This is a genomic window from Prodigiosinella confusarubida (genome assembly GCF_002847015.1).
Lineage (GTDB): Bacteria > Pseudomonadota > Gammaproteobacteria > Enterobacterales > Enterobacteriaceae > Prodigiosinella > Prodigiosinella aquatilis.
The window spans coordinates 1,628,654-1,654,065 of sequence record NZ_CP025085.1 but is presented as its reverse complement, the minus strand read 5'-3'; the positions used below and the strand labels follow the sequence as shown (position 1 = coordinate 1,654,065).

The 25,412-nt window shown below is 51.9% G+C and carries 23 protein-coding genes; 17 read left to right on the top strand and 6 right to left on the bottom strand.

The features are described from left to right. The first annotated feature begins 115 nt into the window (after window positions 1-115). From CWC46_RS07565 to hpxZ, 4 genes are read left to right on the top strand one after another with little or no spacing between them, the layout of a single operon-like run. Entirely contained in the window at window positions 116-1,702 is a 1,587-nt protein-coding gene (locus CWC46_RS07565) for a gamma-glutamyltransferase family protein (protein WP_021017475.1), read from the top strand. A gap of 30 nt (window positions 1,703-1,732) precedes the next feature. Then, window positions 1,733-1,930 (top strand): oxalurate catabolism protein HpxX, encoded by a 198-nt coding sequence (gene hpxX, locus CWC46_RS07560; protein ID WP_021017476.1) that lies wholly within the window; start codon window positions 1,733-1,735, stop codon window positions 1,928-1,930. Next, window positions 1,927-3,327, top strand: a complete 1,401-nt coding sequence (locus tag CWC46_RS07555; RefSeq protein ID WP_021017477.1) for an AtzE family amidohydrolase — start codon at window positions 1,927-1,929, stop codon at window positions 3,325-3,327. Before hpxX ends, CWC46_RS07555 begins: the two co-directional genes overlap by 4 nt. 15 nt (window positions 3,328-3,342) lie before the next feature. After that, window positions 3,343-3,726: an oxalurate catabolism protein HpxZ gene (gene hpxZ / locus CWC46_RS07550; RefSeq protein WP_021017478.1), complete on the top strand. Its 384-nt coding sequence runs from the start codon at window positions 3,343-3,345 to the stop codon at window positions 3,724-3,726. 78 nt (window positions 3,727-3,804) lie between these two features. Here hpxZ and CWC46_RS07545 read toward each other — a convergent pair whose 3' ends face one another. The 5 genes from CWC46_RS07545 to CWC46_RS07525 form a co-directional block, all read right to left on the bottom strand. Further along, the gene (locus CWC46_RS07545) at window positions 3,805-4,287 is read right to left on the bottom strand and encodes a helix-turn-helix transcriptional regulator (protein WP_021017479.1); all 483 of its coding nucleotides are present in this window, start codon (window positions 4,285-4,287) and stop codon (window positions 3,805-3,807) included. Next, window positions 4,284-5,633 carry a type II toxin-antitoxin system HipA family toxin gene (locus tag CWC46_RS07540; protein WP_021017480.1) on the bottom strand — a complete coding sequence of 450 codons (1,350 nt, stop codon included), beginning with the start codon at window positions 5,631-5,633 and terminating at the stop codon, window positions 4,284-4,286. Before CWC46_RS07540 ends, CWC46_RS07545 begins: the two co-directional genes overlap by 4 nt. A gap of 233 nt (window positions 5,634-5,866) precedes the next feature. After that, a complete protein-coding gene (gene puuE, locus CWC46_RS07535) occupies window positions 5,867-6,823 on the bottom strand; it encodes an allantoinase PuuE (protein ID WP_021017481.1) in 957 nt (318 codons plus the stop codon). Between the two features lie 24 nt (window positions 6,824-6,847). Further along, window positions 6,848-7,585: an allantoin racemase gene (hpxA, locus tag CWC46_RS07530; protein ID WP_021017482.1), complete on the bottom strand. Its 738-nt coding sequence runs from the start codon at window positions 7,583-7,585 to the stop codon at window positions 6,848-6,850. Further along, window positions 7,582-8,304, bottom strand: a complete 723-nt coding sequence (locus CWC46_RS07525; RefSeq protein ID WP_021017483.1) for a GntR family transcriptional regulator — start codon at window positions 8,302-8,304, stop codon at window positions 7,582-7,584. Before CWC46_RS07525 ends, hpxA begins: the two co-directional genes overlap by 4 nt. A gap of 153 nt (window positions 8,305-8,457) precedes the next feature. On the opposite strand from CWC46_RS07525, the gene CWC46_RS07520 reads away from it, so the two are divergent. Beyond that, window positions 8,458-9,942 (top strand): NCS1 family nucleobase:cation symporter-1, encoded by a 1,485-nt coding sequence (locus CWC46_RS07520; protein ID WP_021017484.1) that lies wholly within the window; start codon window positions 8,458-8,460, stop codon window positions 9,940-9,942. 195 nt (window positions 9,943-10,137) lie between these two features. Here the strand turns inward: CWC46_RS07520 and CWC46_RS07515 are convergent, their stop codons facing one another. Continuing rightward, window positions 10,138-10,908, bottom strand: coding sequence for a helix-turn-helix transcriptional regulator (locus tag CWC46_RS07515; RefSeq protein WP_021017485.1), 771 nt, complete (start codon window positions 10,906-10,908; stop codon window positions 10,138-10,140). Between the two features lie 92 nt (window positions 10,909-11,000). On the opposite strand from CWC46_RS07515, the gene CWC46_RS07510 reads away from it, so the two are divergent. The 12 genes from CWC46_RS07510 to emrB all read left to right on the top strand — a co-directional run bounded on the left by CWC46_RS07510 (window position 11,001) and on the right by emrB (window position 25,357). Then, the gene (locus CWC46_RS07510) at window positions 11,001-11,768 is read left to right on the top strand and encodes a class I SAM-dependent methyltransferase (RefSeq protein ID WP_021017486.1); all 768 of its coding nucleotides are present in this window, start codon (window positions 11,001-11,003) and stop codon (window positions 11,766-11,768) included. A 238-nt stretch (window positions 11,769-12,006) separates the two neighbouring features. Beyond that, a complete protein-coding gene (atzF, locus tag CWC46_RS07505; protein ID WP_021017487.1) occupies window positions 12,007-13,809 on the top strand; it encodes an allophanate hydrolase in 1,803 nt (600 codons plus the stop codon). Window positions 13,810-13,890: 81 nt separating this feature from the next. Further along, complete coding sequence (locus tag CWC46_RS07500; protein WP_021017488.1) at window positions 13,891-14,631, top strand: GntR family transcriptional regulator; 741 nt, start codon at window positions 13,891-13,893, stop codon at window positions 14,629-14,631. 941 nt (window positions 14,632-15,572) lie between these two features. Next, on the top strand, window positions 15,573-16,775 hold the full coding sequence (gene proV / locus CWC46_RS07495) for a glycine betaine/L-proline ABC transporter ATP-binding protein ProV (RefSeq protein WP_021017489.1): 1,203 nt from the start codon (window positions 15,573-15,575) through the stop codon (window positions 16,773-16,775). Beyond that, a complete protein-coding gene (gene proW / locus CWC46_RS07490; protein ID WP_021017490.1) occupies window positions 16,768-17,901 on the top strand; it encodes a glycine betaine/L-proline ABC transporter permease ProW in 1,134 nt (377 codons plus the stop codon). Before proV ends, proW begins: the two co-directional genes overlap by 8 nt. Before the next feature lie 99 nt (window positions 17,902-18,000). After that, on the top strand, window positions 18,001-18,996 hold the full coding sequence (gene proX / locus CWC46_RS07485) for a glycine betaine/L-proline ABC transporter substrate-binding protein ProX (protein ID WP_021017491.1): 996 nt from the start codon (window positions 18,001-18,003) through the stop codon (window positions 18,994-18,996). Between the two features lie 258 nt (window positions 18,997-19,254). Then, complete coding sequence (locus CWC46_RS07480) at window positions 19,255-20,457, top strand: MFS transporter (RefSeq protein WP_021017492.1); 1,203 nt, start codon at window positions 19,255-19,257, stop codon at window positions 20,455-20,457. Between the two features lie 112 nt (window positions 20,458-20,569). Beyond that, window positions 20,570-21,319, top strand: coding sequence for an AzlC family ABC transporter permease (locus tag CWC46_RS07475; RefSeq protein WP_021017493.1), 750 nt, complete (start codon window positions 20,570-20,572; stop codon window positions 21,317-21,319). Beyond that, entirely contained in the window at window positions 21,316-21,657 is a 342-nt protein-coding gene (gene ygaH / locus CWC46_RS07470) for an L-valine transporter subunit YgaH (RefSeq protein ID WP_021017494.1), read from the top strand. The genes CWC46_RS07475 and ygaH overlap by 4 nt, the downstream gene beginning before the upstream one ends. 174 nt (window positions 21,658-21,831) lie before the next feature. Then, entirely contained in the window at window positions 21,832-22,344 is a 513-nt protein-coding gene (gene mprA / locus CWC46_RS07465; RefSeq protein WP_021017495.1) for a transcriptional repressor MprA, read from the top strand. Window positions 22,345-22,626: 282 nt separating this feature from the next. Next, window positions 22,627-23,802 (top strand): multidrug efflux MFS transporter periplasmic adaptor subunit EmrA, encoded by a 1,176-nt coding sequence (gene emrA, locus CWC46_RS07460; RefSeq protein ID WP_021017496.1) that lies wholly within the window; start codon window positions 22,627-22,629, stop codon window positions 23,800-23,802. A gap of 16 nt (window positions 23,803-23,818) precedes the next feature. After that, window positions 23,819-25,357, top strand: a complete 1,539-nt coding sequence (emrB, locus tag CWC46_RS07455) for a multidrug efflux MFS transporter permease subunit EmrB (protein WP_021017497.1) — start codon at window positions 23,819-23,821, stop codon at window positions 25,355-25,357. Window positions 25,358-25,412 lie beyond the last annotated feature (55 nt).

Below are 25,412 nucleotides of genomic sequence, written 5' to 3'. Positions count from 1 at the left end.
ATCTTGTTGCACCATATCATAAAGCGTTGCGTATACGGCAAGTGGAAAAAGATGGAACGGGTTTTGCTTTACCCCGGACACCCTACAACCACAACGCTCCGTGAGATTAGAAAAAATGATGCAAAGTAATATTGCCCCATCGGGGATGGCGGTAACACCACATCACCTGGCGAGCACCACCGCGCAAACCATTCTGCGGGAAGGTGGTAACGCCATTGAAGCAATGGTGGCCGCCGCTGCGGCTATCGCGGTGGTATATCCACATATGAACAGTCTGGGTGGCGACGGCTTCTGGTTGATTGTGCCGCCAGAAGGCGAGCCTATCGCCATTGATGCCAGCGGAAGCGCCGGTTCACTGGCTAACCGGGCACTGTATGCCGGTGAAACACATATTCCGCACCGAGGCCCGAAAGCAGCACTGACCGTGGCGGGGACGATTGGCGGTTGGCAGGAAGCATTGTCCTGTTCAGCTGAAATGGGCGGCAAGCCGCTGCCGTTGTCACGCTTGCTGGCCGATGCTATTCACTATGCCCGTGAGGGAATTCCTGTCACCCAGTCGCAGGAAGACGCATTGACCAGTCGTTATCATGAACTCAACGATTTCCCGGCGTTTTGTCAGATGTTTCTACCCGAGGGAACGATCCCTCGCACCGGTAGCCGCTTCATTCAGCCCGATCTGGCTCACACCCTGACCCAGCTGGCCGAAGACGGGCTGGACAGTTTTTACCATGGTGCTCTGGCGCACCGTATGGCACAGCAAATGGCACAACTGGGCATGCCTATCACTGCTGATGATCTGGCCGGCTATCACGCTCGCCGTACCACGCCATTACGGTTAGCACACAGCCGGGGAGAAATTTTCAACCTCGCGCCCCCGACGCAAGGACTGGTTTCCCTGGCGATCCTCGGTATTACCGACCGTCTGGAAATAGCAGATCAAAGCGACAGCCAGACCGTGCACCGTATTGTAGAAGCCACCAAGCTGGCATTCGGTCTGCGTGACCGTTTTATTACCGATCCACGCTACATCACTCAGGATATTCAAAGTCTGCTGGAAAGCCACCATCTCAATACGCTGAGCCAGCGAGTCAATACCCGTGCCGCCGCACCGTGGGGCGAGGGGAAAGGTCCTGGCGACACGGTATGGATGGGGGTTTGCGATCGTAACGGACTGGCGGTGTCTTTTATCCAGAGCATTTATCACGAATTTGGCAGTGGCATAGTGCTGCCAGGAACAGGCGTGTTATGGCAGAACCGCGGCGCGTCTTTCAGCCTTGATCCTCATCATCTGCTGGCGCTGGAACCGGGCAAGCAACCGTTCCATACCCTGAATCCCGCCGCCGCCCGTCTGTCAGACGGCCGTACGATGGTTTACGGTTCAATGGGTGGCGACGGTCAGCCACAAACGCAGGCCGCGCTGTTTATCCGTCATGTCGTGCAGGGTTTACCACTGCAACAGACAATTACCGCCCCGCGCTGGCTGCTCGGCCGCACCTGGGGTCAATCCACCGATACCCTCAAGCTGGAAGACCGCTTTACTCCCGCGACAGTAGACGCACTACGCACACTGGGACATGACGTGGAACTACTCCCCGGTTTCAGTGAAACCGTTGGTCACGCTGGCGCCATTGTGCGTCACGTTAACGGCATGCTGGAAGGCGCATTTGATCCCCGGAGCAACGGCAGTGCCGCCGGCTTTTAATCGCATCATCCTCAGGAGGCTAACCGAATCATGAGTAATCAACATATTGATAACGCGGCACTTTGTACTTATCTGGAACAGATGGAAACACTGCTGACGTTGACGCTGGATGACGCCCGTCGCCAGGAATTACAACGCCAGTTCAGCCGTATCGCGGCGATGGCGCAGCCATTGATGGACTATCCCCTTGATGGTCGGCAGGAAGTCGCCGGAGTGTATCAGCCATGAATCATCCCGGTCAGTTATCCATTCGCCAGTTGCGTGAACTGCTGGTCCGCGGTGAGCTGTCGGCTCAGGAAATTGCCCGACAGACACTGGCGAACATTGAATACAATAATCCAACGCTTAACGCCTACACCCACATTACCTACCAGCGCATACTGGACGAAGCCGATCGTCTCGACCAGCAACGGCGTTACGGGGATCCATTGCCACCGTTAGCCGGCGTGCCCTATGCAGTGAAAAACCTGTTTGATGTCGCGGGTGAAACCACACTGGCGGGTGCCAAACTGTTCAGCCAACGCCCGCCCGCCACACAAGATGCGTTTGCCGTGCGCCAACTTGCCGGACAGGGCGCGCTACTTTCCGGCTTGCTCAATATGGATGCCTACGCCTACGGTTTTACCACCGAAAACAGCCACTACGGTGCAACCCACAATCCGCATGATGTGACGCGCATCGCGGGAGGATCATCCGGCGGCTCGGCGGCGGCAGTGGCAGCCGGGCTGGTCAATTTTTCCCTCGGCAGCGACACCAATGGCTCCATCCGCGTCCCGGCGTCACTGTGCGGTATCTTTGGCCTCAAGCCCACGTTCGGCCGGCTTTCCCGCAGCGGTACACAACCGTTTGTCGCCAGTCTGGACCACATCGGTCCGTTGGCCCGCAGTACCGAAGACCTGGCTCAGGTGTTTGATGTACTACAAGGCGCGGATGCCGCGGATCGTTTTCAGGCATCACAATCCTCGCTGAACACCTACGGACAATTGTCCGCAGACCAACCGCTGCGCTGCAAGGTGCTGGGCGGTTATTTTGCCGACTGGTGTGACGATCACGCTAAAACTGCGGTACAACAGGTGGCGCATGCGCTCAATGCCGCAGATGAAGTGACGTTGGCGCAAGCTGCTCTGGCACGTACCGCCGCGTTTATCCTCTCCGCCAGCGAGGGCGGTAATCAGTACCTTCCAGCGCTGCGCGCCACACCAGACCTGTTTGAACCGCTGTCACGGGAGCGACTGATGGCCGGCGCGATGATCCCGGCGGTCTGGTATGTACAAGCGCAGCGTTTTCGCGATCACTTCCGCCAGCAGGTACTGCCGCTGTTTGAGCATACCGATGTACTGATTGCCCCGGCCACACCCTGTCCGGCAACACGAATCGGTCAGGAAACCATGCATATCAACAACGAGGATTTACCTATCCGCGCCAGCATGGGCATGCTCACACAACCGATATCCTTTCTCGGTCTGCCTGTTGTCACCGTACCGCTGGCGACCACGTGCGGTCTGCCCATCGGCGTACAGCTAATTGCCGCCCCCTGGCGGGAAGATATAGCACTACGGGCGGCATGGCAGTTGGAACAACAAGGTATTGCACAAGTATTGCCCCCAGCGGCTCAATTATCATAAACACGGAATATCACCATGAAGTTGAATGACATCAATCTCCCCGACGTACTGATGGACGTCACTACTGCCTTTTATCGCTATGAAAAAGCCCTCACCGGCAATGATGTTGAGGTGCTGGATGAATTATTCTGGCACGATGCTCGCACCGTACGTTACGGCGCGTCCGAGAATCTGTACGGTATTGAACAGATTCGCGATTTTCGCGCCACACGCCCATCAGCAGGGCTGGACCGACAATTACAAAATACGGTAATCACCACCTATGGTCAGGATATGGCCGTCGCCAGCACGGAGTTCCGCCGGGCAGGCACAGAGAAGATTGGCCGTCAGATGCAGACCTGGATCAGAACCGAACAAGGCTGGCGCATTGTAGCGGCACATGTGAGTGTGATGGCGTGACAGAAGGATAAGCGGGAAAATACACAGGGCGAGGTTCACGTCACAACACCTCACCTTTTGCATCCACTCGCCCTGCTATCAAACAATTGTGGCGATAATTTCTTTTAACAGGCTGGGAGACACTGGCATCAATCCAACCTTAAGCCCAAAGGGTTTAAACACTTTATTGATGATGTCAGCGGTGTAATTTCCCTTGTCGTTCTCTATCTCAGACAAGGTTTTACGGGACACTCTGACCATGCCGGCATAAGCGTCCTGCCTAAGCCCCAGCACCTGAATGCGCAACGCCTGAAGCGCCTGTCCTTGCGATAGCTCACCGTAAATCAGCTTGCGAATGACCGCGCGCATCTCGGATTTCCTTTCGCTGGCATTCAGCGGTTTACTGTGTTTTGACGCACGAACTTTCCCGGTTACGGAGACTCTCCCCGGTAACGTTTTCTGTCCGGGAGCAATGTTATCATCCGTCATCGTAGTCGAAGCCGAAGATTGTTCCAGAGCACGCCGTTTTATCTGCTGAATGGTTTTATAAATCGCATCCGTATCATTGGTATTGCCGCTCATAACAATCCCCATCTCGCCAGCTTATCAGAAATATAATCAAACCCAATCGAGGGCATGTTCAGTATCTGCTCCGGTACGCCACGCTGGCGAAGGCGCGCTTTCAGACCAACTAACTGCACGGCTGTCTCACGCAGTTTTTCCATCAGTCGTTGTTCAGGCACCATATCGGACAATAATTCCGCTATCCGTCCAAACTGGTACTCGCCACCACTTTCCAGCGGCTCCGGCCATTTCGTCGCTCTGGCGATTCCTTCAGGATCGGCTTTCATCGGCGCAAAATCGTAAATCGGTGCCAATCGAATCCCCAGTTCATCTTTAAGAAACGCGGTATTTCGACCATGGTTGTCACTATTACCGAACACAATATTCAGCAAATCACGACGAACCCATTCAACAACAAACGACTGAATATCAAAAGGCTTGCCCTGCTCCCTGACCGTATGGCTGGAAGAAATTTGTTTAACCAACGCCCGGATAACCTGATCATGCCGCAGTAAGCTTCCCGATCCAGCCCGCAGCAGAGAATACACCGACTCCATACCATAACGTTTCACGATACCGTTATCGGTATACACCAAATCAAACCGGGGTAACCAGAGTGACGGGTAATAGCGACCTTCTTCCAGACGCATGCCCGCTACAGGGATGGTATCGAATCCCATGTCCGTCAATTCATGATAATAATGAAACTCGGCGCGAAGAATGTCACAGTCAATTTCGTGGCGCTGACCACGCGGGAATTTGACCAGATAGGCGGGATCCCGACAGTCAATCTCGTTCTGCCAAGTATCGATCCATACCTGATCGTCGCCATTACAACGCAGCAGGAGCTTTGGCGCCTCGCCTCCCGCACCGGTTGCCCCTCCAGCGGCCGCGCCGCGCTGCTGCGCATAATCCAGAAAATCGGAGGCCCGGTTTTTAACCTCATCCAGAGCAAAGTATCGGCGTCCGTCTTCCACCGGAAGGTCGGGAAGCGATTCCTTGATTCGCAGATTCCCTACCGGCGCAATGGTGCCATGTCTCAACAAGACATAGTCTTGCTGATCAGGGGTCAGGCTCGAAATATCGAGATGCTGCACCCAATAGCGCCGGCTGGCTCCGGCAGGGATAATGTCATCCAGAAAACACATCCATCCTGGGTGACCGCCATCATCAAAGTAAATCTGGACTGGATGATTCACAGAAACGGCATGATGGTCATCATAGCCCAAGTGCTCAATGGCATAATTGGAATCGTAGTCCAGTTGTGTCAGACGATAGCTATTCTGCCCGCTGCTGGGAAACACGATCTCGGCTATATCCTGCCACACATTGTCAATAAACACCTGTACAGTGAGTCGCTCCATACACCCTCTTTATGCGTGATATACAACACATAAAATACCATAAAGGCGATTAAAGATACCAGTAGGTTACATTATCTATAAAAATGTCATTTAACGTTACCTATAGGTTTCATAAATACCACCAGAATTAACGACGCCTATAAGTATCATAAAATGCAAAAAAACCAATTAGTGCCACCTATTGGTGACATTAATTGCCTGAAGCCAAGAAAGCGACACCGATATTCCTGCAATCAGCCCTGATACGGATGCTGATCACGCCAGTGCTCGGCAATATCCTGACGACGACAGATCCACACCCGATCATGCTGCTGGATGTAATCAAGGAAACGCTGCAACGCCCGGAAGCGACCCGGTCGTCCCAACAGACGGCAGTGCATACCAATCGATAGCATTTTTGGCGCGTCTTCACCTTCGGCATACAACACATCAAAGCTGTCTTTCAGATAGGTAAAGAACTGGTCGCCACTGTTGAAGCCCTGTGGCGAGGCAAAACGCATATCGTTGGTTTCCAGTGTATAAGGCACAATCAAGTGCGGTTGAGTCTCGCCATCGGCTCGCGCCACCGGCATCCAGAACGGCAGATCATCGCCATAGTAATCACTGTCATACAGAAAACCACCCTGCTCGACCACCAGTTGGCGGGTATTGGGACTGTCGCGCCCGGTGTACCAGCCTAGCGGCGGCTGGCCAAATAGCGCGGTCAGCACTTCCACCGCCTGCCGCATATGCTGACGTTCGATGTCAATATCCATATCCTGATAGTGGATCCAGCGCCAACCGTGGCTTACCACATCGTAACCGGCAGATGTGATCGCCTCGACTACTGCCGGATTACGCACCAGCGCCATTGCCACGCCAAAAATGGTGAGTGGCAGTCCACGGCGCTGAAACTCCTGATGAATACGCCAGAAACCGACTCTGGGGCCATATTCATATAACGAGTCCATCGACATATGCCGCGCCGGATAACTGGCCGCGCCAATGATATCGGAAAGAAACTGTTCAGACCCAGCATCACCATGCAACACATTATTTTCCGCACCTTCCTCGTAGTTCAGCACGAACTGCACCGCAATCCGCGCCTGTCCCGGCCAGTTGGCATGAGGCGGCTTACCGGCATAACCGATTAAATCCCGTGGATAATGGTCATCAAATCCCTCAGTCATCCACGTTGGTGATGTCTTCATTACGCTATTCCTCTATTTGCTGCGTTACTGTAACTGGCTGAATATGCCCGTCAGCGGTTTAGCGAGCGGATAATCAAGATCACCCCGTTTGCTGGTGGTCAGTCCCAGCGCCGCAAGTGACTCAAGCAACTTGATGGCGGCACTGACGCCATCGATCACCGGAATCCCCAGTTCCTGCGTCAACTCCATGGCCAGATCCGCCATACCGCCACAGCCCAGCACGATGGCTCCGGATCCATCTTTATGCATAGATTGTATACAAAGCTCCCTGACCTTCTGTTGCGCCAGGCCCTGGCCGTCTTCCAGCGCCAGCACTGGCAGATCGATGGCATGCAATGCCGCGCAATGGTGCTCAAAACCGTAACGCTGTAATAAATGGCGGGCAATAATCAACGTGCGCGGCAGCGTAGTGACAATGGAAAAACGCGTCGCCACCAGCGTTGCCATATGCATAGCCGCTTCTGCAATACCTATCACCGGGGCACTGGCCAGTTCCCGCGCAGCTAGCAATCCCGGATCACCAAAACAGGCAATAACATGACCATCAACGCCCTGGGTTTTCCCCTGTTTGATTTGTTCCAGCACACCGATGGCGGCAATGGCTTCATCAAAGTGGCCCTCAATGGAAGGTGCCCCCTGCGAAGGACAGACGGCGATAATTTCAGTACCTATTGCGGCCACTCGCCGTGCCGCCGCGCCGATGGTTTCAGTCATTGCCAAGCTGGTATTGGGGTTGATCACTTGAATGACACGCCCATTCATGCCTTTTTCTCCCCGACTTTGCCAAACAGACGGGCAAAATCCGGCACATTTTCACTATCTTGATCAAAACGTAAGCTGGCAACGATATCGCTGAAATGCTGCTGCATCTCTGCCGACAACGCCGGAACATCCCCTTGCTGTAACAGATCCAGCAAAGTGTGGTGATCATGACAGCGGCAGCCCTGCTGCCAGGGTGCGCCATAGGCGGCAATCACCAGTGACGAACGGAGGGTAAGTTGCGACACCAAACCCGTCAGCACAGTATTGCCCGAGACCGCTTGCAGTTGAATGTGAAATGCGGCGGAGAGTCGTATGGCTTCCGGTCCATTCTGCGCCTGATGAGCCTGTTGTTCGGACTGCACCAGCTTTTCCAGCGCCGCCCGATGCGTGGGTTGGCAGTGCGCCACTACCTGTGGCAGGTTGGAACACTCCAGCAGACTGCGGGTCTGAAAGATCTCTCGCGCGTCGTCTACTGTAGGCGTGGCTACCTGTGCACCACGTTTGGGCGTTAACGTGATCATTTGCACTGTCGCAAGACGCTGTAATACTTTTCGAATCCCGGTACGGCTAACGTCAAAAACGTCAGCCAGCGCCTCCTCCGGTAATTTCGTTCCCGGCAATAACTGATGCTCAACAATGGCATTCAATAACGCGTGATAAATAACGTCATCTTTTTGTTGAAAAAACGTATCTCTTTCAAGTCCATAAGTCTGATTCATAGGTTTGTCCCGTCGCCACGTCATCGCTAAATCGTATACATAAAAATAATAAATTGTATACAAAAAATCTCTTTCTGGCCCAATTCCTGCAATATCTCATTACATACACCGAGGTCATCTATTTCACGATCGCAGTCAAGAGGAGCAGATTCCATGCCAGAAAATAATACGTTAGCCAATGACACCCAGGCACATTACAGCCCCAGACTGTGTAATACGGATCTGGCCCCGACGCGCGTCCAAAACTGGTCCTGGTACAACATTTTTTCGTTCTGGATGTCGGATGTACACAGCATGGGAGGTTATGTAGTAGCCGCCAGCTTCTTCACGTTAGGTCTGGCCAGTTGGCAGGTTCTGTTATGCCTGCTGATAGGTATTTGTATCGTACAACTGTGCGCCAATCTGGTAGCCAAACCCAGCCAGATGAGCGGCGTACCTTATGCGGTAGTTTGTCGTCAGGCTTTTGGCGTGTTTGGCGCCAACATCCCGGCGGTTATTCGTGGCCTGATCGCCTTCGCCTGGTATGGTATTCAGACCTATCTGGCTGCCAACGCCTTGATGCTGGTGCTACTGAAGTTCTATCCGACCCTCACGCCGCTAACGCAGAATCACTGGCTTGGCTTGTCGGCACTGGGCTGGATCTGTTTTGGCATCATGTGGTTCCTGCAGGCAATGGTGTTCTGGCACGGCATGAGCGCTATCAAGCGCTTTATTGATGTCGCCGGTCCGGCGGTCTACATAGTGATGCTATCGCTGGCCGGTTGGATTATCTACAAAACCGGTCTGGAAAATATCTCTTTTACTCTCGCCAGCAAAACCCTCACAACCGGAGAACAGACGTGGCAAATGATCACCGCGACCGCGCTGGTCGTCTCTTACTTCTCCGGCCCGTTGCTGAACTTCGGCGATTTTGCCCGTTATGGCAAAAACATGCAGGAAATCCGACGCGGTAACCGCTGGGGTTTACCGTTTAACTTCTTGCTGTTTTCCATCGTTACCGTGGTGATTGTCTCCGGCACCCAGTCACTGTTCGGACAGATGATTACCGACCCGATTGAAACGGTTAGTCGTGTAGGCAATAGCGTAGCGGTAGCGCTCGGTCTGCTGACCATGATCGTGGCGACCATCGGCATCAATATCGTGGCAAACTTTGTTTCCCCGGCGTTTGATTTTTCCAACTGTTCACCGCAACGCATCAGCTTCCGTACCGGCGGCATGATCGCCGCCGTGGGTTCCGTCCTGCTGACACCGTGGAACCTGTTTCAGTCACCGGAACTGATTCACTACACGCTGGATGTACTCGGTGCCTTTATCGGCCCACTGTTTGGCATTCTGCTGGCGGACTTTTACCTGATTAAAGGCGCCAAGATCCATGTGGATGATCTGTTCGACGCTACGCCGACCGGTCGTTATTGGTATCGCAACGGCTTTAATCCCAATGCGGTTCTGGCGCTGATCCCGGCGGTCGCTATCGGTTTGATCATCAGCTTCATCCCGGCCTGGCATGCAGTAGCTAATTTCAGTTGGTTCATCGGCACATTTCTGGGTGCCAGTTGCTATCGTTATCTGGCGCGTCATGAACACGCGGTAAAAACCAGCGCCACTGCAATGCGTGGGTTGTTATTGCGCAAGGACTGATATTCAGCGGCACGGATAAAAACCACGGGGGCGTTCCGTAAAAAACGGCGACTCCCCCGCAATACTTGCCCATCAGGAAGCCAGGATACCCGCCGTTCGCCTCCTTCCGGAAACCCGATAGGGTAATCACCTTACCGCAGAATTAAATGGAACATTACGACACTACTTTTCAGATTGAGAGTGGACCGGGCAGATTCAGACTTGTGCCAAACATACCAACTTGATGGTTTGCTGAGCAGCAACCAGTAATGTTGTTTGCTGAAAATGCAGGATCCCCTGTTCGGGGTGGCAGAAGCTGCGTTCCCCACCTTCACGATACAGAACATCCTGATTTTGCCAATGCTCGGCAAACCGCTGGCTTTGCCCCAACAGATCATCCACCAACGCCTGCATTTGGGTATCACCAGGACGACGATTAAAATCGGCACGAAACTCAGCGACCAGTCGCCGCGTCCGTTCCTGCCAGTCGACAATCAGCGATTGTGCAGTTGGGACAAGAAACACATAGCGCAACAGGTTACGCGTCTCCGCCGTTTCATCCAGCCAACCGATAAATAGCTCGGCAGCAGCAGGATTCCAGGCCCGAGCAGTCCAGACATGGTCGAGCAGATAAGCGGGGGCGGATAACATGGAGGGTAAATGGAGTAATGCGTCCGATAGCGCCTCTGCGGTTTCCGGTTCAGATTGCCGGTCACGCTTGCCTGCCAGATCAAACAACGAAGCACGTTCGGCCGCATTCAATTGCAAAGCATCAGCCAACCGGGAAAGCGCCGGAACCGAAGCATCGACATGCCGACCTTGTTCCAGCCAGGTAATCCATGTCACGCCCAGCCCTGCGGCATCGGCAAGCTCTTCCCGCCGCCATCCCGGCGTGCGACGACGCCCAGCCTTGTCTGGTGGTGAAAGTCGTTCACGGTGGGCACGAATAAACGCGCCCAGAATACGCCGCGTATCAGAAACCGTCATAGTGCAATTTATACCAGGATAAGTGCTTGCCTTGTTGTCGTTAATCATTCAACTGAGAATCAGGGCTTCTCTAACTCTTCAGGACATCAACGATGAAAACTGAAAGCCATAATGCCATTATTACCCGCCAGTACGCCACACAAGCCACGGCGTATTTAAACAGTACAGTACATGCTCAGGGAGATGATCTGGATTTGATGGCACAACGAATCGGCCAGCGTCCCGATGCCACCATCCTGGATCTGGGATGCGGCGGCGGACATGTTTCGTTCCGACTGGCACCACGGGTACACCGCGTCGTCGCTTGTGATCTCGCTCAATCCATGTTGGATACCGTTGCACAGGAAGCCGTCAAACGTAATCTGCTCAATATTGTGACCAAACAGGGTGCCGCCGAATCATTATCCTGCCCGTCGGAATCCTTTGATGTGGTCGCTACTCGCTACAGCGCTCACCACTGGCGGCATATTGCGCTCGGCATCGAGCAAATGGCGCGCACCCTGAAACCCGGTGGCATGGGTATGTTTATGGATGTCGTCTCCCCCGGCGATTCGTTACTGGATACCTGGTTGCAAAGTATCGAATTACTGCGCGATCCTTCACATGTACGCAACGCTTCCCTACAGGAGTGGCAGCAATTATTGGCGGCGGCGGGACTAGCGGTACGCGAGGTAAAAACGTTTCGTCTGCGCCTGGAGTTTTCATCCTGGGTGGAACGCATGAAGACGCACACTGACCATATTGTCGCCATCCGTTCATTACAGCAACATGCGGGAGCCGAGGTCACTGAATACTTTGATATTGTCAGTGACGGGAGTTTCACCGTAGACACAGCGCTTATCATTGCAACAAAAGCCTGACCTGACGAACATCGCTCGATCCCATTGATATTCGTCTCCCCCTTCTAACGCTGTCAGCCCCGCTGGTAGCGTTATCCATTTGCTTCATTTTGGTTCTGGCTCTGCGCTATCTCAATGCATAAGAGCTATGCCCTGACTTTATAAATTATCAATAAATCATATAAAACAATAAATTAAAAATATGGCACGGTGTTTGTATGAATGGACTCAATCTTGTGTACTAGATGGAATTTATCTTATGACTTTAAGGAGTAGCGTTACCGGTTTTACCCTATGCCAGTGGCAACAGCATTATCAACAACAGCCACTGTCAGTAGCCGATACCCTGTTGCAACTACGACATAATCTATCACTGGAAGACAACGCCTGGATCTATCTCGCCAGTGAAGCCCAGTTACAGGAACAGATTGATCAGTTGACACAGCAGCAAAATGCTTCTGCATTACCACTGTATGGCATCCCGTTTGCGGTAAAAGACAATATTGATGTCGCAGGCTGGCCGACAACCGCTGCCTGCCCGGCTTTTAGCTATAGCGCCAAACAGGATGCTGCCGTTGTCGCCCGCCTAAAAGCGGCCGGCGCTATCGTGATGGGTAAAACCAATCTGGACCAGTTCGCTACCGGATTGGTAGGAACCCGCTCTCCACACGGTGCCGTGCACAACAGCATCAACCCGAAGTATGTCAGCGGAGGTTCCAGCTCCGGTTCCGCGTCAGTCGTGGCCCGTGGTATCGTCCCGTTTTCACTGGGCACCGATACCGCAGGTTCAGGCCGGGTTCCTGCCGGATTTAACAATATCGTTGGTCTGAAACCCACCAAAGGTTGGCTATCCACCCGCGGCGTCGTGCCAGCCTGCCGTCTCAACGACTGCGTGTCGGTATTCGCATTGACGGTGGCCGATGCCAAAATGGTGGCAGAGCTGGCCGCTGGCTATGATGCGCAGGATGCCTACTCCCGCCCCCACCCAAACACCACCCCGGCCGCCTTTTCACCCCAGTTGCGTTTTGCCATACCGAAAGTGTTGGAGTTTTGTGGCGACACGCTGGCAGAACAGGCATTCCGACATACGCTAACCCAACTGCGCGCCATGGGGGCGACACTGGAGCCCATCGATTTCTCTATTTTTAATCAATTAGCTCGTCAACTGTATGAAGGGCCATGGGTGGCGGAGCGGACGGTTGCCGTGGGATCACTGCTCACGGATAACCCACAAGCGCTGGATCCGGTGGTCCGCGGTATTATCGAAAATGGCGTGGATTACAGCGCCTGTGATGTCTTCAATGCGGAGTATCTGCGGGCGGAACTGGCACGCCAGATCAACGATGTTTTGGCACCGTTCGACGCACTGGTGGTTCCGACCACCCCTACCATCCGCACTATTGAAGAAATGGCGCAGGAACCCGTGCGTTATAACGCCCAGTTTGGTCTTTACACCAACTTCACTAATCTGGCGGATTTGTGCGCGCTGGCGCTGCCTGCCACTTTCCGGGCCGATGGATTGCCCGCCGGAATCACGCTGATTGCCCCGGCCTGGCACGATGCGGCGCTGGCCACTTTCGGTCAGCGCTGGCAGGCCACAAACCCGCTGTCATTAGGCGCTACCGGAATACCATTCAGTCCTCACGCACCCGTCGCCACCCCATCACCCCGCCATGTGCGCATCGCCGTAGTGGGTGCGCATCTCACCGGTATGCCGCTGAATTTCCAGTTACTGACCCGCCAAGCCGTGTTGGTGGAACAGACTACCACCAGCGACGATTACCGCTTATATGCATTGGCGAATACCCAGCCACCGAAACCCGGATTGGTAAAAACCACCGCTGGTCGCCCGATTGTGGTTGAACTGTGGGACATCCCATTGGCGCGTTTTGGCGAGTTTGTGGCCGAGATCCCGGCACCACTCGGTATTGGCACGCTGACACTGGCGAATGATCGGCAGGTGAAAGGGTTTATCTGTGAACCCGCCGCGTTGAACGATGCACGGGATATTACCGAGTTTGGTGGCTGGCGCGCTTATCTCGCCAGTTTAGCCCAATCATAAGGCGTCTTTTACCAAGGTTTACCACCAGATCAATTGTCAACTGTGGTGAAATATCTGCCAGGTAATAAAGGAAACCAGACGATGCAATTTTCCCCTTTTGGCGCGGATAAAACCCGCCAAAAAAGCAGACCAACAGTGCTGGCGGAGAAAATCTACCAGCAACTGAAGCAGGATATTTTTGATTTTCGACTGTTACCTGGCGATCGCTTCACAGAAAGCGAGCTGGCGCAGCGAATGTCCGTCAGCCGTACACCGGTACGTCAGGCGTTGTTCCGGCTGGAAACCGAAGGCTACGTGGATGTCTATTTTCGCAGTGGCTGGCAGGTTCGTCCGTTTGATTTTGCCTATTTTGAAGATTTGTACGACTTGCGCACCGTGCTGGAACGGGAAGCGATACGCCGCCTGTGTGAGCTGCCCTCTGGCCTCGGCGCTGAAAAGCTCCGGTTCCTGAAGCAGTTCTGGATCGACGAGCCGCCACTTAATGATGGCGCTACCGTTTCCCGCCATGATGAAGAGTTTCACATGGTGTTGGTCGCTACCACTGGGAACCACGAAATGGCGCGGGTACACCGGGATGTGACAGAGAAAATCCGTATTATCCGTCGTCTGGACTTCACCAAGCAGGCTCGTATCGCCACCACCTATCAGGAACACTCTGCTATCCTGCTGGCCATTTTTCAGCAGCACACCGTCGACGCTCAACGCATCCTCAGCGAACATATTGCCAGCAGCAAGGCTGAAGTTCGCAATATCACGCTGCACCTTTTACAACAGGCAAGACGCCAGACGCCGCCCACAACACCGAACGGATACGCGGATTAACCCGCTAGCCACATTGTATTCATTTATATTGTCATTGCGCATTGAAGGGAGCACCTGCCACGTCGTTTAATCAAGGCATTTACTCTACACGACCGATCGAGATTGGATTCAGTCAGAACGCCAAAACTGCGGGTACCACCAATATTGGGATAACGCATTCCTTATTCTGACACCATGACCATTTCAGTAATACCACTCAATAATGTGACATTGATAACCATTGATAAAATGAGTACCGGAAAAAGTGATGACACTCATATCCGATGTGTTCAATAGCATGATATGGAGTATGGAATAGGGTTGATCTTTAGCATTCAAAACCGGTGAAACGGGTAAATATTTCTGCTGAATTATGTGACTTATTTCTCGGATTTATAATCATTTATCTTTGCAACAAAGAGCGGTATCAAACCGCTTTATTCCCACCGATATCTCCCGGCAAATCAGGCAATATCCGCGCTGTATCATCACCGATTGCCCTGCTATATTCCGGAGAAGATCATTTCATGGCACTGTAATATACCCGCCCATAATAATTTAATTACCCTTCCTGACATGCAGATTATTCCCCCGAAAAACCATCAATCAGCAAGTTTATTAACAATTCTTTTCACTGCCAAAATACGTGTTTTAAACACCCTATTTCACCACACAAATGCTCCCCGGATAATCGCTATTGATCCGTTGCAATGACTAAAGATTAACTACATGAAAAATAAACATATTAAATATAGAAAATCGGCAGTGTCGGGGCAAAATAATTTCAAGTGGCTTTCGCGAATTTACCCTATACTAATAGTATGGAATTTTTTCGCCTGTCAGTAGCGCGGGGCAGACAAAGGTTGCCTCAGACTCATATTATGGTAGGGTATAGGGCGCTTTAAATTATTATCAGGACAACGCTATAGGACAATAAATCACTATAGGAAAGAACCAATTACATGGCAATTAAACTCGAAGTAAAAAATCTCTACAAAATATTTGGCGTTCATACTGAACGTGCATTCAAACTAATTGATCAGGATTTAGATAAAGATCAGATTTTTGAAAAAACAGGCCTGACGGTCGGCGTCAAAAATGTTAATCTGGCCATTGAAGAAGGCGAGATATTTGTCATCATGGGCTTATCCGGCTCCGGAAAATCCACCTTGGTACGCCTTCTCAATCGTCTGATAGAACCGACTCGCGGCCAGGTATTAATTGACGGTGAAGATATTGCCAAAATATCGGATACCGCCTTACGCGAAGTCCGCCGTAAAAAAATCAGTATGGTGTTTCAGTCATTTGCACTGATGCCTCACCTGGATATTCTGAATAACACCGCATTTGGTATGGAACTGGCAGGTATACCCAAGCCAGAGCGAGAGCAAAAAGCGATCAGCGCGTTACAGCAGGTAGGGTTGGAGGCCAATGCCGCTTCCTATCCGGATGAGCTGTCTGGCGGTATGCGCCAGCGCGTTGGTCTGGCCCGTGCGTTAGCTAATGATCCAGATATTCTGCTAATGGATGAAGCCTTCTCCGCACTTGACCCGTTGATTCGTACCGAAATGCAGGATGAACTGATTAAACTGCAATCTCGTCAGCAACGAACCATTGTGTTTATTTCACACGACCTGGATGAAGCCATGCGTATTGGTGATCGTATTGCCATCATGCACAGCGGTGAAGTCATTCAGGTCGGCACCCCGGATGAAATCCTCAACAATCCGGCCAACAACTACGTACGTAGTTTTTTTCGTGGTGTGGATATCAGTCACGTGTTCAGCGCCAAAGATATTGCCCGCCGCCGACCAGTGGCTATTATCCGCAAAACCCCCGGTGTCGGGCCGCGTTCAGCACTACAAATTCTGCAAGAAGAGGATCGCGACTATGGCTACGTGCTGGAACGGGGTCAGAAATTCATCGGTATCGTCTCTATTGAGTCACTGAAAAAAGCGCTCAAAGAGCAACAGCCACTGGAACAGGCGCTGTTATCTGTTCCCGCTCCCGTTGCCGCTGATATGTCACTCAACGATTTAATCTCACAGGTCGCTCAATCTCCCTGTGCCGTGCCAGTCATTGGCGAAAATAATGAGTACATCGGCATCATATCCAAAGGGATGTTGCTACAGGCACTGGATAAGGAGACTGCTCTGAATGACTGATTCAACAACCAATCCCTGGGGAGACACCACCACTGGTCTGGATGCGTCCTCTCAAGTCACTACACCACCACAAACCGACCCCTGGGCAACCACGCAAAGCGTGTCGACACCGCATGCCGCTAATGCCTGGAACACTACACCACCCGCAGGTGCGGCTGACAGCAGCACCAACTGGCTTGACAGTGTGCCTCATGCGCCAACGGAGCATTTCAGCCTGCTTCATCCCTTCAAACACACATTGATCCCACTGGATCACTGGGTAACGACAGGGATTGACTGGCTGGTGCTGCATTTTCGCCCCCTGTTTCAGGGTATCCGAGTACCTGTAGACTTCATTTTAAGTGGATTTCAGCATTTATTGCTGGGCATGCCTGCTCCAGTGGCTATCATTCTGTTTTCCCTGATAGCCTGGCAAATATCAAGCTTCGGTATGGGATTAGCCACTTTTATATCATTGATTGTGATCGGCGCCATTGGTGCCTGGTCTCAGGCAATGGTGACGTTGGCATTGGTACTTACCGCGCTGTTCTTTTGCATACTTATCGGCTTGCCGATGGGTATTTGGCTGGCTCGCAGTGAGAAAGCCGCGAAAATTATTCGTCCATTGCTGGACGCTATGCAGACGACACCAGCCTTCGTCTATCTGGTTCCGATCGTCATGCTATTTGGTATCGGTAATGTGCCAGGCGTCGTGGTCACCATTATTTTTGCCTTACCCCCAATTATCCGTCTGACCATCCTGGGTATTCGTCAGGTTCCGGCTGACTTGGTGGAAGCCGCCGAGTCTTTCGGCGCCAGTCCGAGCCAGATGCTGTTTAAAGTCCAGTTGCCGCAAGCCATGCCGACCATTATGGCCGGTGTCAACCAAACGCTGATGCTGGCACTGTCAATGGTGGTGATCGCATCCATGATTGCGGTTGGCGGGTTGGGACAAATGGTGCTGCGCGGCATTGGTCGCCTTGATATGGGACTGGCCGCCATCGGCGGTGTGGGCATTGTCATTCTGGCTATTATTCTTGACCGTTTGACTCAGTCACTGGGACGAGACCAACGCAGTCGAGGGAATCAGCGCTGGTATGTCAAAGGCCCGCTAGGTCTATTGCTCCGTCCTTTCATCAAATCCTGATTGGTTAGCCATGGCCGTACCGTCAGCCATACGTGAATCGCAATACTCTCTGTTCAAGGGCGCACGCAGCGCCCCATCACATCACCACGAGGAAGCATTATGCGCAAAACAAGCATGGTTATTCTTGCCCTGAGTGCCGTACTCAGTACTTCATCAATGGCCGCAGAACTGCCGGGCAACGGTATTAAGGTTCAGCCCCTGCAAAGCAGCCTGGCTGAAGAAACGTTCCAAACTCTGCTGGTTAACAAGGCTCTGGATAAACTGGGATACGACGTGCTGCCTATCCGTGAAGTGGATTACAACGTCGCTTACACAGCCATAGCGGCCGGAGATGCCACTTTCATGGCTGTTAACTGGGACCCGCTGCACGCCGACCAATACAAGGCCGCCGGTGGTGACGCCAAATTTTACCGCCAGGGTGCCTATATCTCGGGCGCTGCCCAGGGGTATCTGATCGATAAAAAAACCGCGGATAAATACAAGATAACCAACATCGCCCAACTGAAAGATCCCAAGATAGCCAAATTGTTTGACTCCAACGGTGACGGCAAAGCCGACCTGACAGGCTGTAATCCTGGCTGGGGATGTGAAGCCATGATCAATCATCAACTGAAGGCATATCATCTTAACCAGACCGTTGAACATAATCAGGGTAACTATGCGGCCCTGATCGCCGATACCATCGCTCGTTATCACGAAGGCAAGCCTATTCTCTACTACACCTGGACGCCTTACTGGGTGAGCGATGTTTTGGTTCCAGGACGTGATGTCGTCTGGTTACAGGTACCGTTCTCTTCTCAGCCAGGTGAAATGAAAGGTGTCAGCACCAAACTGCCTAATGGTATGGATTACGGTTTCCCGGTGAATACCATGCGTATTGTCGCTAACAAAAAATGGGCGGAAAAAAATCCGGCGGCGGCTAAACTTTTCGCCATTATGAAATTACCAATCGCCGATGTGAATGCGCAAAACCTGCGGATGCACAACGGGGAAGCGTCTCAACAGGATATTGAACGCCAAACAGAGGGCTGGATCCACGCGCATCAGAAACTGTTTGACGGTTGGGTCAGCACCGCTCTCAGCGCAGCAAAATAACGCCCTTTTAAAGTCCCTGGATGTCCGTGGCTGACGCAAAACCTTTTGCATCAGCCACGGACATCCAGGTTCCCTTACCAGCTCAATCTTCGCTTATCCACACATCCCTTCCCGATCAATGCAACTCTCTATAAGCATAATAATATGTCGTAAAACAGCAGGATATATGGCAAGCCCTGCGATTATCTGCTGGTATCTTTATCGAAGCTGTTCGATACTGAGCATTATTTTCTTAACACGATATTAACTATCCCCACTATGCCTACACAACAGCATACAGCGTTAAGCCCGATGCTCACCCTGGTAATGTCCGCCGCTACCGGCCTTGCGGTCGCCAGTAATTACTATGCCCAGCCATTGCTGGATGCCATAGCCAACGCATTCAATCTCTCGGTTAATCAAGCCGGGTTTATCGTTACCGCGGCGCAATTGGGCTACGCTTTCGGTTTACTCTTCCTGGTGCCGCTCGGTGATATGTTGGAACGCCGCAGCCTGATTGTCATCATGACATTACTGGCCGCCGGAGGCATGCTGATTACCGCCTCGTCCCCTACACTGTGGCTGATGATTGTCGGAACGGCGCTCACCGGCCTGTTTTCAGTGGTAGCACAATTGCTGGTTCCGCTAGCGGCCACGCTGGCAACACCGGAAACCCGCGGCAAAGTAGTGGGTACCATTATGAGCGGACTGTTGCTGGGTATCCTGCTGGCCCGTACAGTCGCGGGGGCATTGGCTTCGCTGGGAGACTGGCGTACCGTTTACTGGTTCGCCAGCGCATTAATGACCGTCATGGCGCTGATACTGTGGCGAGCATTGCCACGTTACCATCAACCCAGTAGCCTCAATTATCCGCACTTGCTAGTGTCGATTTTCACACTGTTCAGTGTGTCACCTTCACTGAGAACTCGTGCTCTGCTGGGTGGGCTGACTTTTGCCAATTTCAGCATTTTATGGACCTCAATGGCGTTCCTGCTGTCCGCATCACCCTATCGGTATTCAGAAGGTATCATCGGGTTGTTTGGTCTGGTCGGCGCTGCTGGTGCAGTTGCCGCCAACAGTGCCGGACGCAGGGCAGATCGCGGCAAGGCGGCGTCCACCACCACAGCAGGGCTGCTGTTATTGACCGTGTCATGGATTCCTATCGCTTTCGGTATACATTCCATCGTGGCGTTGCTACTGGGTATTATTCTGCTGGATTTAGCCGTTCAAGGGGTACACGTTACCAATCAAACTGTGTTGTATCGCATGATGCCCGAAGCGCGTAACCGTATTACCTCTGGCTATATGACTTGCTACTTTATCGGTGGTGCGCTTGGCTCGCTTATCTCGGCATCTGCTTATCAGCATTTTGGCTGGCTTGGCGTATCCGCAGCCGGTGTATCACTGAGCCTCATAAACCTGCTGGTATGGTGGCAGGGACACAACCATGAACATATTCACTCTTCGGCCCCGTCGTGTTGATATTTTTTGTGTTACCCATCTATCACTGATGGGTGGCATTCCATACTGCGCTATGGGATCGATAACTATAATGCTTCTTTCTGACAATACAGCACAATGAGCGGTGATATCCATGGACAATGCCGATCGCTTAACGCCGGATAATATTGCAACACTAGCCAGTGCCTCGTTCAGTGAAGGTTTGTTCGATAGCCTGCCAATTGTTATCGGCTACCTGCCGGTAGCATTTGCCTTTGGTATGAATGCTGTCAAGCTTGGTTTTACCCCACTAGAGGCCATCTTTCTGTCCAGCATCATCTACGCTGGCGCCAGCCAGTTTGTCATAACCGCCCTGCTCAGCGCCGGTGCATCCATCTGGGTGGCCGCCTTTACCGTGATGGCGATGGACGTTCGGCACATTTTATACGGACCAGCCCTGCGCCACCGTATTTTGCAACGGTTGCCAACCGGTAAAACAGCACTGTGGGCATTCGGATTGACCGATGAAGTCTTTGCCGCAGCAACCACCCGATTGGCACGGGACAATCGGCGCTGGTCAGAACAATGGATGCTAGGGGTAGCGATGTGCTCCTGGTTATCGTGGATAGCAGGCACCGTGATAGGCGCTGTTTTTGGTAATGGCCCGTTGGTCGCCTATCCAGCCGTTGAAGCTGCTCTCACTTTCATGCTACCGGCACTATTTTTGAGTTTCCTGTTAGCCTCGTTCAAACGCCGTCAAAGTCTGGTGGTAGCCGCTGCGTTAAGTGGAGCATTACTCGGACTACTGGCATCGTCAATTCCTGCGGCGATACTTATCGGCATCAGTGCCGGTTGCCTGGCGACACTGCTTCAATCCAACATCCAAACCGAGGAGAAAGCATGAATACATCAATTTTTTTTATTGGTTTGATTGTTGGAACGGTGAATTTTCTTTTTCGATATCTGCCTTTACGGCTAGGTGCTTCACGCGTTTCCAGTAGCCTTCAACATGGCAAAACGGGACTTCTGCTGGATAGTATAGGCATTGCATCCATCTGTGCCTTACTGGTGGTTTCCAGCGTTCCAGATATGCTTAAACAGAGCGAAAAATTTCTGCCAGCGTTAGCCGGGTTTACCATACTAACGCTGTGCTTCTATACCACCCGCAGTATTATCGTTGCTACACTGGCAGGTGCGTTATGTTATGGAATTGCCTTTAAATTTTTTATCACTATGATTTGATACGGTGTAAGCTGCGCTGAATAATCGGTTTTAATTATCGAAACCACGCCTAACCCGGCACAGAAACTTACTTACTTTCTGTCACAGAATAAACGTAATCATATGGCTTTCTATCATTTACCTAATTAGTAACATTAGTTATTATACTGGCCGTGATTAATGAGGTTGACATTAATGGATAGTTCATTTGCTCCAATCGAAGAGATGCTACACATGCGGGCAGATCGTCGGCCGGATTTCCCTTTTCAGGAAGTTCTGATCCTCAGGCTGTTTATGCATGTGCAAGCGAAAATTCTCGAACACCGAAATCGGATTCTGAAAGAACAGGATATTAACGAAACGCTATTTATGGCGTTGATTACCCTGGAAGCCCAGGAAAACTACAGTATTCAGCCGTCAGAACTCAGTGCCGCTCTGGGGTCTTCACGAACCAATGCGACTCGCATTGCTGACGAACTGGAGAAACGTGGCTGGATTGAACGGAAGGAAAGTGATAGCGACCGACGCTGCCTGCATCTGTTCATGACGGAAAAAGGGAAAGCCTTTCTGAATGAGCTGTTACCACCACAATACAGAAGCCTGCATTTCCTCTGTTCGATACTCGAAAACGATGAGCAAAAGCAATTAGAAGTCCTGATGCGTAAATTATTGCTACGCCTTGATGAAATGGATCAGGGAACGCATTAATCCACGGCATCACTCCATAGCAACGGCCATCGTCATCTCAATCATGCGGACCTCATCGTGTCTGTAGGTATGCTTATGTCCCAGAAGAGTCATACCCATTGCTCTCACTTTCCGTTGTCAATCAGGGTTGATTGATTATCAGCAACGGATGTACTGCCAAACCGGCCAAGAAAACCGGTAGATACAATCGCCATACTTATCGCGGAATGTGTTACCGAGATAGTTATCACCAACCAGGTTAGCCAACACACGGAAAATAAAGATAATCAAAGGGAGAATATCATGAGTACCAACGTGGAAAATCAAGCTCCACAATCAACACATAAAAACAAAAAAAGGCAGCGTAGACGGATCTTAACACTGCTCAGCATCATCTTTATCTTTCTAGGTTGTGTATGGTTTGCTTATTGGTATCTGGTATTGAGACATCACCAAGAAACTGATGATGCCTATGTAGCAGGCAATCAAGTCCAAATCATGGCGCAAGTTACCGGCAGCGTAACGCAAGTCAACGTTGATAACACCGATTTAGTGAAGAAAGGTGATGTACTGGTGGAGTTGGATGCCACGGATGCCCAACAAGCTTTTGAACGAGCACAAGCCGTGCTTGCCACCAATGTACGTCAAACCCACCAGCTCATTATCAATAGCAGGCAATACCAGGCCAATATATCATTGAAACAAACCGCACTGGATCAGGCCGTCAGCGATTTAAACCGCCGGGAAGCGCTCGGTAAAGTAAATGCCATTGGGCGAGAAGATGTACAGCACGCCCGTGATGCTGCTTCCAGCGCCAAAGACTCACTGGAAGTTGCCAAGCAACAATACGCGGCCAACCAGGCCATGATCCTGGATACCTCACTGGAAAAACAGCCGGTGGTACAGCAGGCGGCGCTTGATTTGCGTGATGCCTGGTTGGCGCTGAAACGTACACACATTGTCAGCCCAGTCGACGGTTACGTTTCCCGCCGCAATGTGCAGGTAGGTGCCCGCATTTCAACCACTTCCTCGCTGATGGCAGTCGTCCCAGCCGATCAGCTATGGATCGATGCCAACTTCAAGGAAACTCAACTCGCCAATATGCGTATTGGTCAGCCTGCGTCTGTCACCAGTGACATCTACGGTGATGATGTTATCTATAAAGGCAAAGTTGTTGGCCTGGATATGGGAACAGGTAGCGCCTTCTCATTATTACCGGCTCAAAATGCCACCGGCAACTGGATCAAAGTGGTACAGCGCCTTCCAGTGCGTATCGAACTGGATCCTAAGCAGATCGCCGAGCATCCTTTACGGATTGGGTTATCCACACAAGTGACTGTGGACACGGCCAATGATGAAGGGAAAATGTTGTCTGACACGCGACGCAGTAAACCAGCCTATCAAAGTGACGCATTGGAGTTGAACCTCGCCCCCGTCAACAAGCTGATCGATGACATTATCAGGGACAATGCCAGTTAAGCATAAGGAGATGAGTGTGCAGAAAAAACCGCTTGAAGGCATAAGTCTGGCCTTCATGACGTTCGCGCTAGCCATGGCGACCTTCATGCAAGTACTGGACTCCACAATTGCCAATGTAGCCATCCCAACTATCTCGGGTAATCTTGGTGCCTCTGATTCACAAGGAACGTGGGTTATTACCTCATTCGGGGTAGCAAACGCCATTTCTATTCCACTCACCGGCTGGCTGGCTAAACGCCTGGGAGAAGTCAGGCTGTTTGTCTGGTCGACGGGACTATTCGCACTAATGTCATGGATGTGCGGAGTTTCTACCAGCCTGGAGATGCTGATCTTCGCCCGCATATTACAAGGGTTGGTCGCCGGCCCTATTATTCCGCTGTCCCAGAGTCTGCTGCTCAATAATTATCCCCCAGCTAAACGTGGTATAGCACTGTCGCTGTGGGCTATGACGGTGGTGGTTGCACCAATTTTTGGCCCGATCCTTGGCGGCTGGATCAGTGATAACTACCATTGGGGCTGGATATTTTTCATCAACGTTCCTTTGGGCGTTGTCGTCGTACTGATTACATTGCAGGTACTACGTGGTCGGGAAACCAAAACGGAGATCCGCCCTATTGATACCATTGGACTGGTACTGCTGGCATTAGGCGTTGGTAGCCTACAGATGATGATGGACAGAGGGAAAGAGCTAGACTGGTTTAACTCCACCGAAATTATCATACTGGCAATAATCGCGGTGATAGCGCTGCTGTTCCTGATTGTGTGGGAACTGACAGATGACAACCCGGTGGTCGATTTGTCACTGTTCAAATCACGTAACTTTACCATCGGTTGTCTATGTACCAGTCTGGCCTTCATGTTCTACTTCGGTGCAATTGTTTTGTTACCGCTACTATTGCAGGAAGTGTATGGCTATACCGCCACCTGGGCTGGGCTGGCATCCGCACCAGTAGGACTAATGCCGGTGTTGCTAGCGCCGCTTATTGGCCGGTTCTCGTCGCAGTTGGACATGCGCAAGCTGGTCACTTTCAGCTTCATCATGTATGCCGTCTGTTTTTACTGGCGAGCCTATACGTTTGAGCCCGGCATGGATTTTGGCGCTTCCGCCTGGCCACAATTCTTCCAGGGGTTTGCTGTCGCGTGCTTTTTTATGCCGTTGACAACCATTACCTTGTCAGGTTTGCCGCCGGAACGGATGGCGTCCGCCTCCAGTCTTTTTAACTTCAGCAGGACGCTGGCTGGTTCCATTGGCACTTCGGTGACGACCACTCTGTGGGCACGACGTGAGTCGCTACATCACGTTCAGTTGACCGAGTCAATAACCGCTTACAATCCAATCGCACAGGAAACCTATCGGCAATTGGAAGCAATGGGATTAACCAAGGAGCAGGTTTCAGCCTACATTGCCAATCAGATTACAGGACAAGGATTGATTATTGCCGCCAATGAAGTTTTCTGGGCCGCTGCTGGTGTATTCCTGACCCTAACGGTATTGGTATGGTTTTCCCGTCCTCCCTTTAGCAGTGGAGTCGGAGCTGGTGGAGGCGCGCACTGACAGCGATATCTTCCTTTGATATCAGTCAAGGTTGCACTCCGAGTATCTGGCATGA

What these genes read in the sequence shown, in the direction of transcription:
- hpxX (WP_021017476.1), top strand. Translation starts at nt 1,733, where the DNA reads ATGAGTAATCAACATATTGATAACGCGGCACTTTGTACTTATCTGGAA.
- CWC46_RS07525 (WP_021017483.1), bottom strand. Translation starts at nt 8,304, where the DNA reads ATGAATCAGACTTATGGACTTGAAAGAGATACGTTTTTTCAACAAAAA.
- proW (WP_021017490.1), top strand. Translation starts at nt 16,768, where the DNA reads ATGACTGATTCAACAACCAATCCCTGGGGAGACACCACCACTGGTCTG.
- CWC46_RS07520 (WP_021017484.1), top strand. Translation starts at nt 8,458, where the DNA reads ATGCCAGAAAATAATACGTTAGCCAATGACACCCAGGCACATTACAGC.
- CWC46_RS07545 (WP_021017479.1), bottom strand. Translation starts at nt 4,287, where the DNA reads ATGAGCGGCAATACCAATGATACGGATGCGATTTATAAAACCATTCAG.
- CWC46_RS07515 (WP_021017485.1), bottom strand. Translation starts at nt 10,908, where the DNA reads ATGACGGTTTCTGATACGCGGCGTATTCTGGGCGCGTTTATTCGTGCC.
- proV (WP_021017489.1), top strand. Translation starts at nt 15,573, where the DNA reads ATGGCAATTAAACTCGAAGTAAAAAATCTCTACAAAATATTTGGCGTT.
- CWC46_RS07540 (WP_021017480.1), bottom strand. Translation starts at nt 5,633, where the DNA reads ATGGAGCGACTCACTGTACAGGTGTTTATTGACAATGTGTGGCAGGAT.
- hpxZ (WP_021017478.1), top strand. Translation starts at nt 3,343, where the DNA reads ATGAAGTTGAATGACATCAATCTCCCCGACGTACTGATGGACGTCACT.
- mprA (WP_021017495.1), top strand. Translation starts at nt 21,832, where the DNA reads ATGGATAGTTCATTTGCTCCAATCGAAGAGATGCTACACATGCGGGCA.
- CWC46_RS07555 (WP_021017477.1), top strand. Translation starts at nt 1,927, where the DNA reads ATGAATCATCCCGGTCAGTTATCCATTCGCCAGTTGCGTGAACTGCTG.
- CWC46_RS07510 (WP_021017486.1), top strand. Translation starts at nt 11,001, where the DNA reads ATGAAAACTGAAAGCCATAATGCCATTATTACCCGCCAGTACGCCACA.
- CWC46_RS07565 (WP_021017475.1), top strand. Translation starts at nt 116, where the DNA reads ATGATGCAAAGTAATATTGCCCCATCGGGGATGGCGGTAACACCACAT.
- puuE (WP_021017481.1), bottom strand. Translation starts at nt 6,823, where the DNA reads ATGAAGACATCACCAACGTGGATGACTGAGGGATTTGATGACCATTAT.
- proX (WP_021017491.1), top strand. Translation starts at nt 18,001, where the DNA reads ATGCGCAAAACAAGCATGGTTATTCTTGCCCTGAGTGCCGTACTCAGT.
- CWC46_RS07475 (WP_021017493.1), top strand. Translation starts at nt 20,570, where the DNA reads ATGGACAATGCCGATCGCTTAACGCCGGATAATATTGCAACACTAGCC.
- CWC46_RS07480 (WP_021017492.1), top strand. Translation starts at nt 19,255, where the DNA reads ATGCCTACACAACAGCATACAGCGTTAAGCCCGATGCTCACCCTGGTA.
- emrA (WP_021017496.1), top strand. Translation starts at nt 22,627, where the DNA reads ATGAGTACCAACGTGGAAAATCAAGCTCCACAATCAACACATAAAAAC.
- ygaH (WP_021017494.1), top strand. Translation starts at nt 21,316, where the DNA reads ATGAATACATCAATTTTTTTTATTGGTTTGATTGTTGGAACGGTGAAT.
- CWC46_RS07500 (WP_021017488.1), top strand. Translation starts at nt 13,891, where the DNA reads ATGCAATTTTCCCCTTTTGGCGCGGATAAAACCCGCCAAAAAAGCAGA.
- atzF (WP_021017487.1), top strand. Translation starts at nt 12,007, where the DNA reads ATGACTTTAAGGAGTAGCGTTACCGGTTTTACCCTATGCCAGTGGCAA.
- hpxA (WP_021017482.1), bottom strand. Translation starts at nt 7,585, where the DNA reads ATGAATGGGCGTGTCATTCAAGTGATCAACCCCAATACCAGCTTGGCA.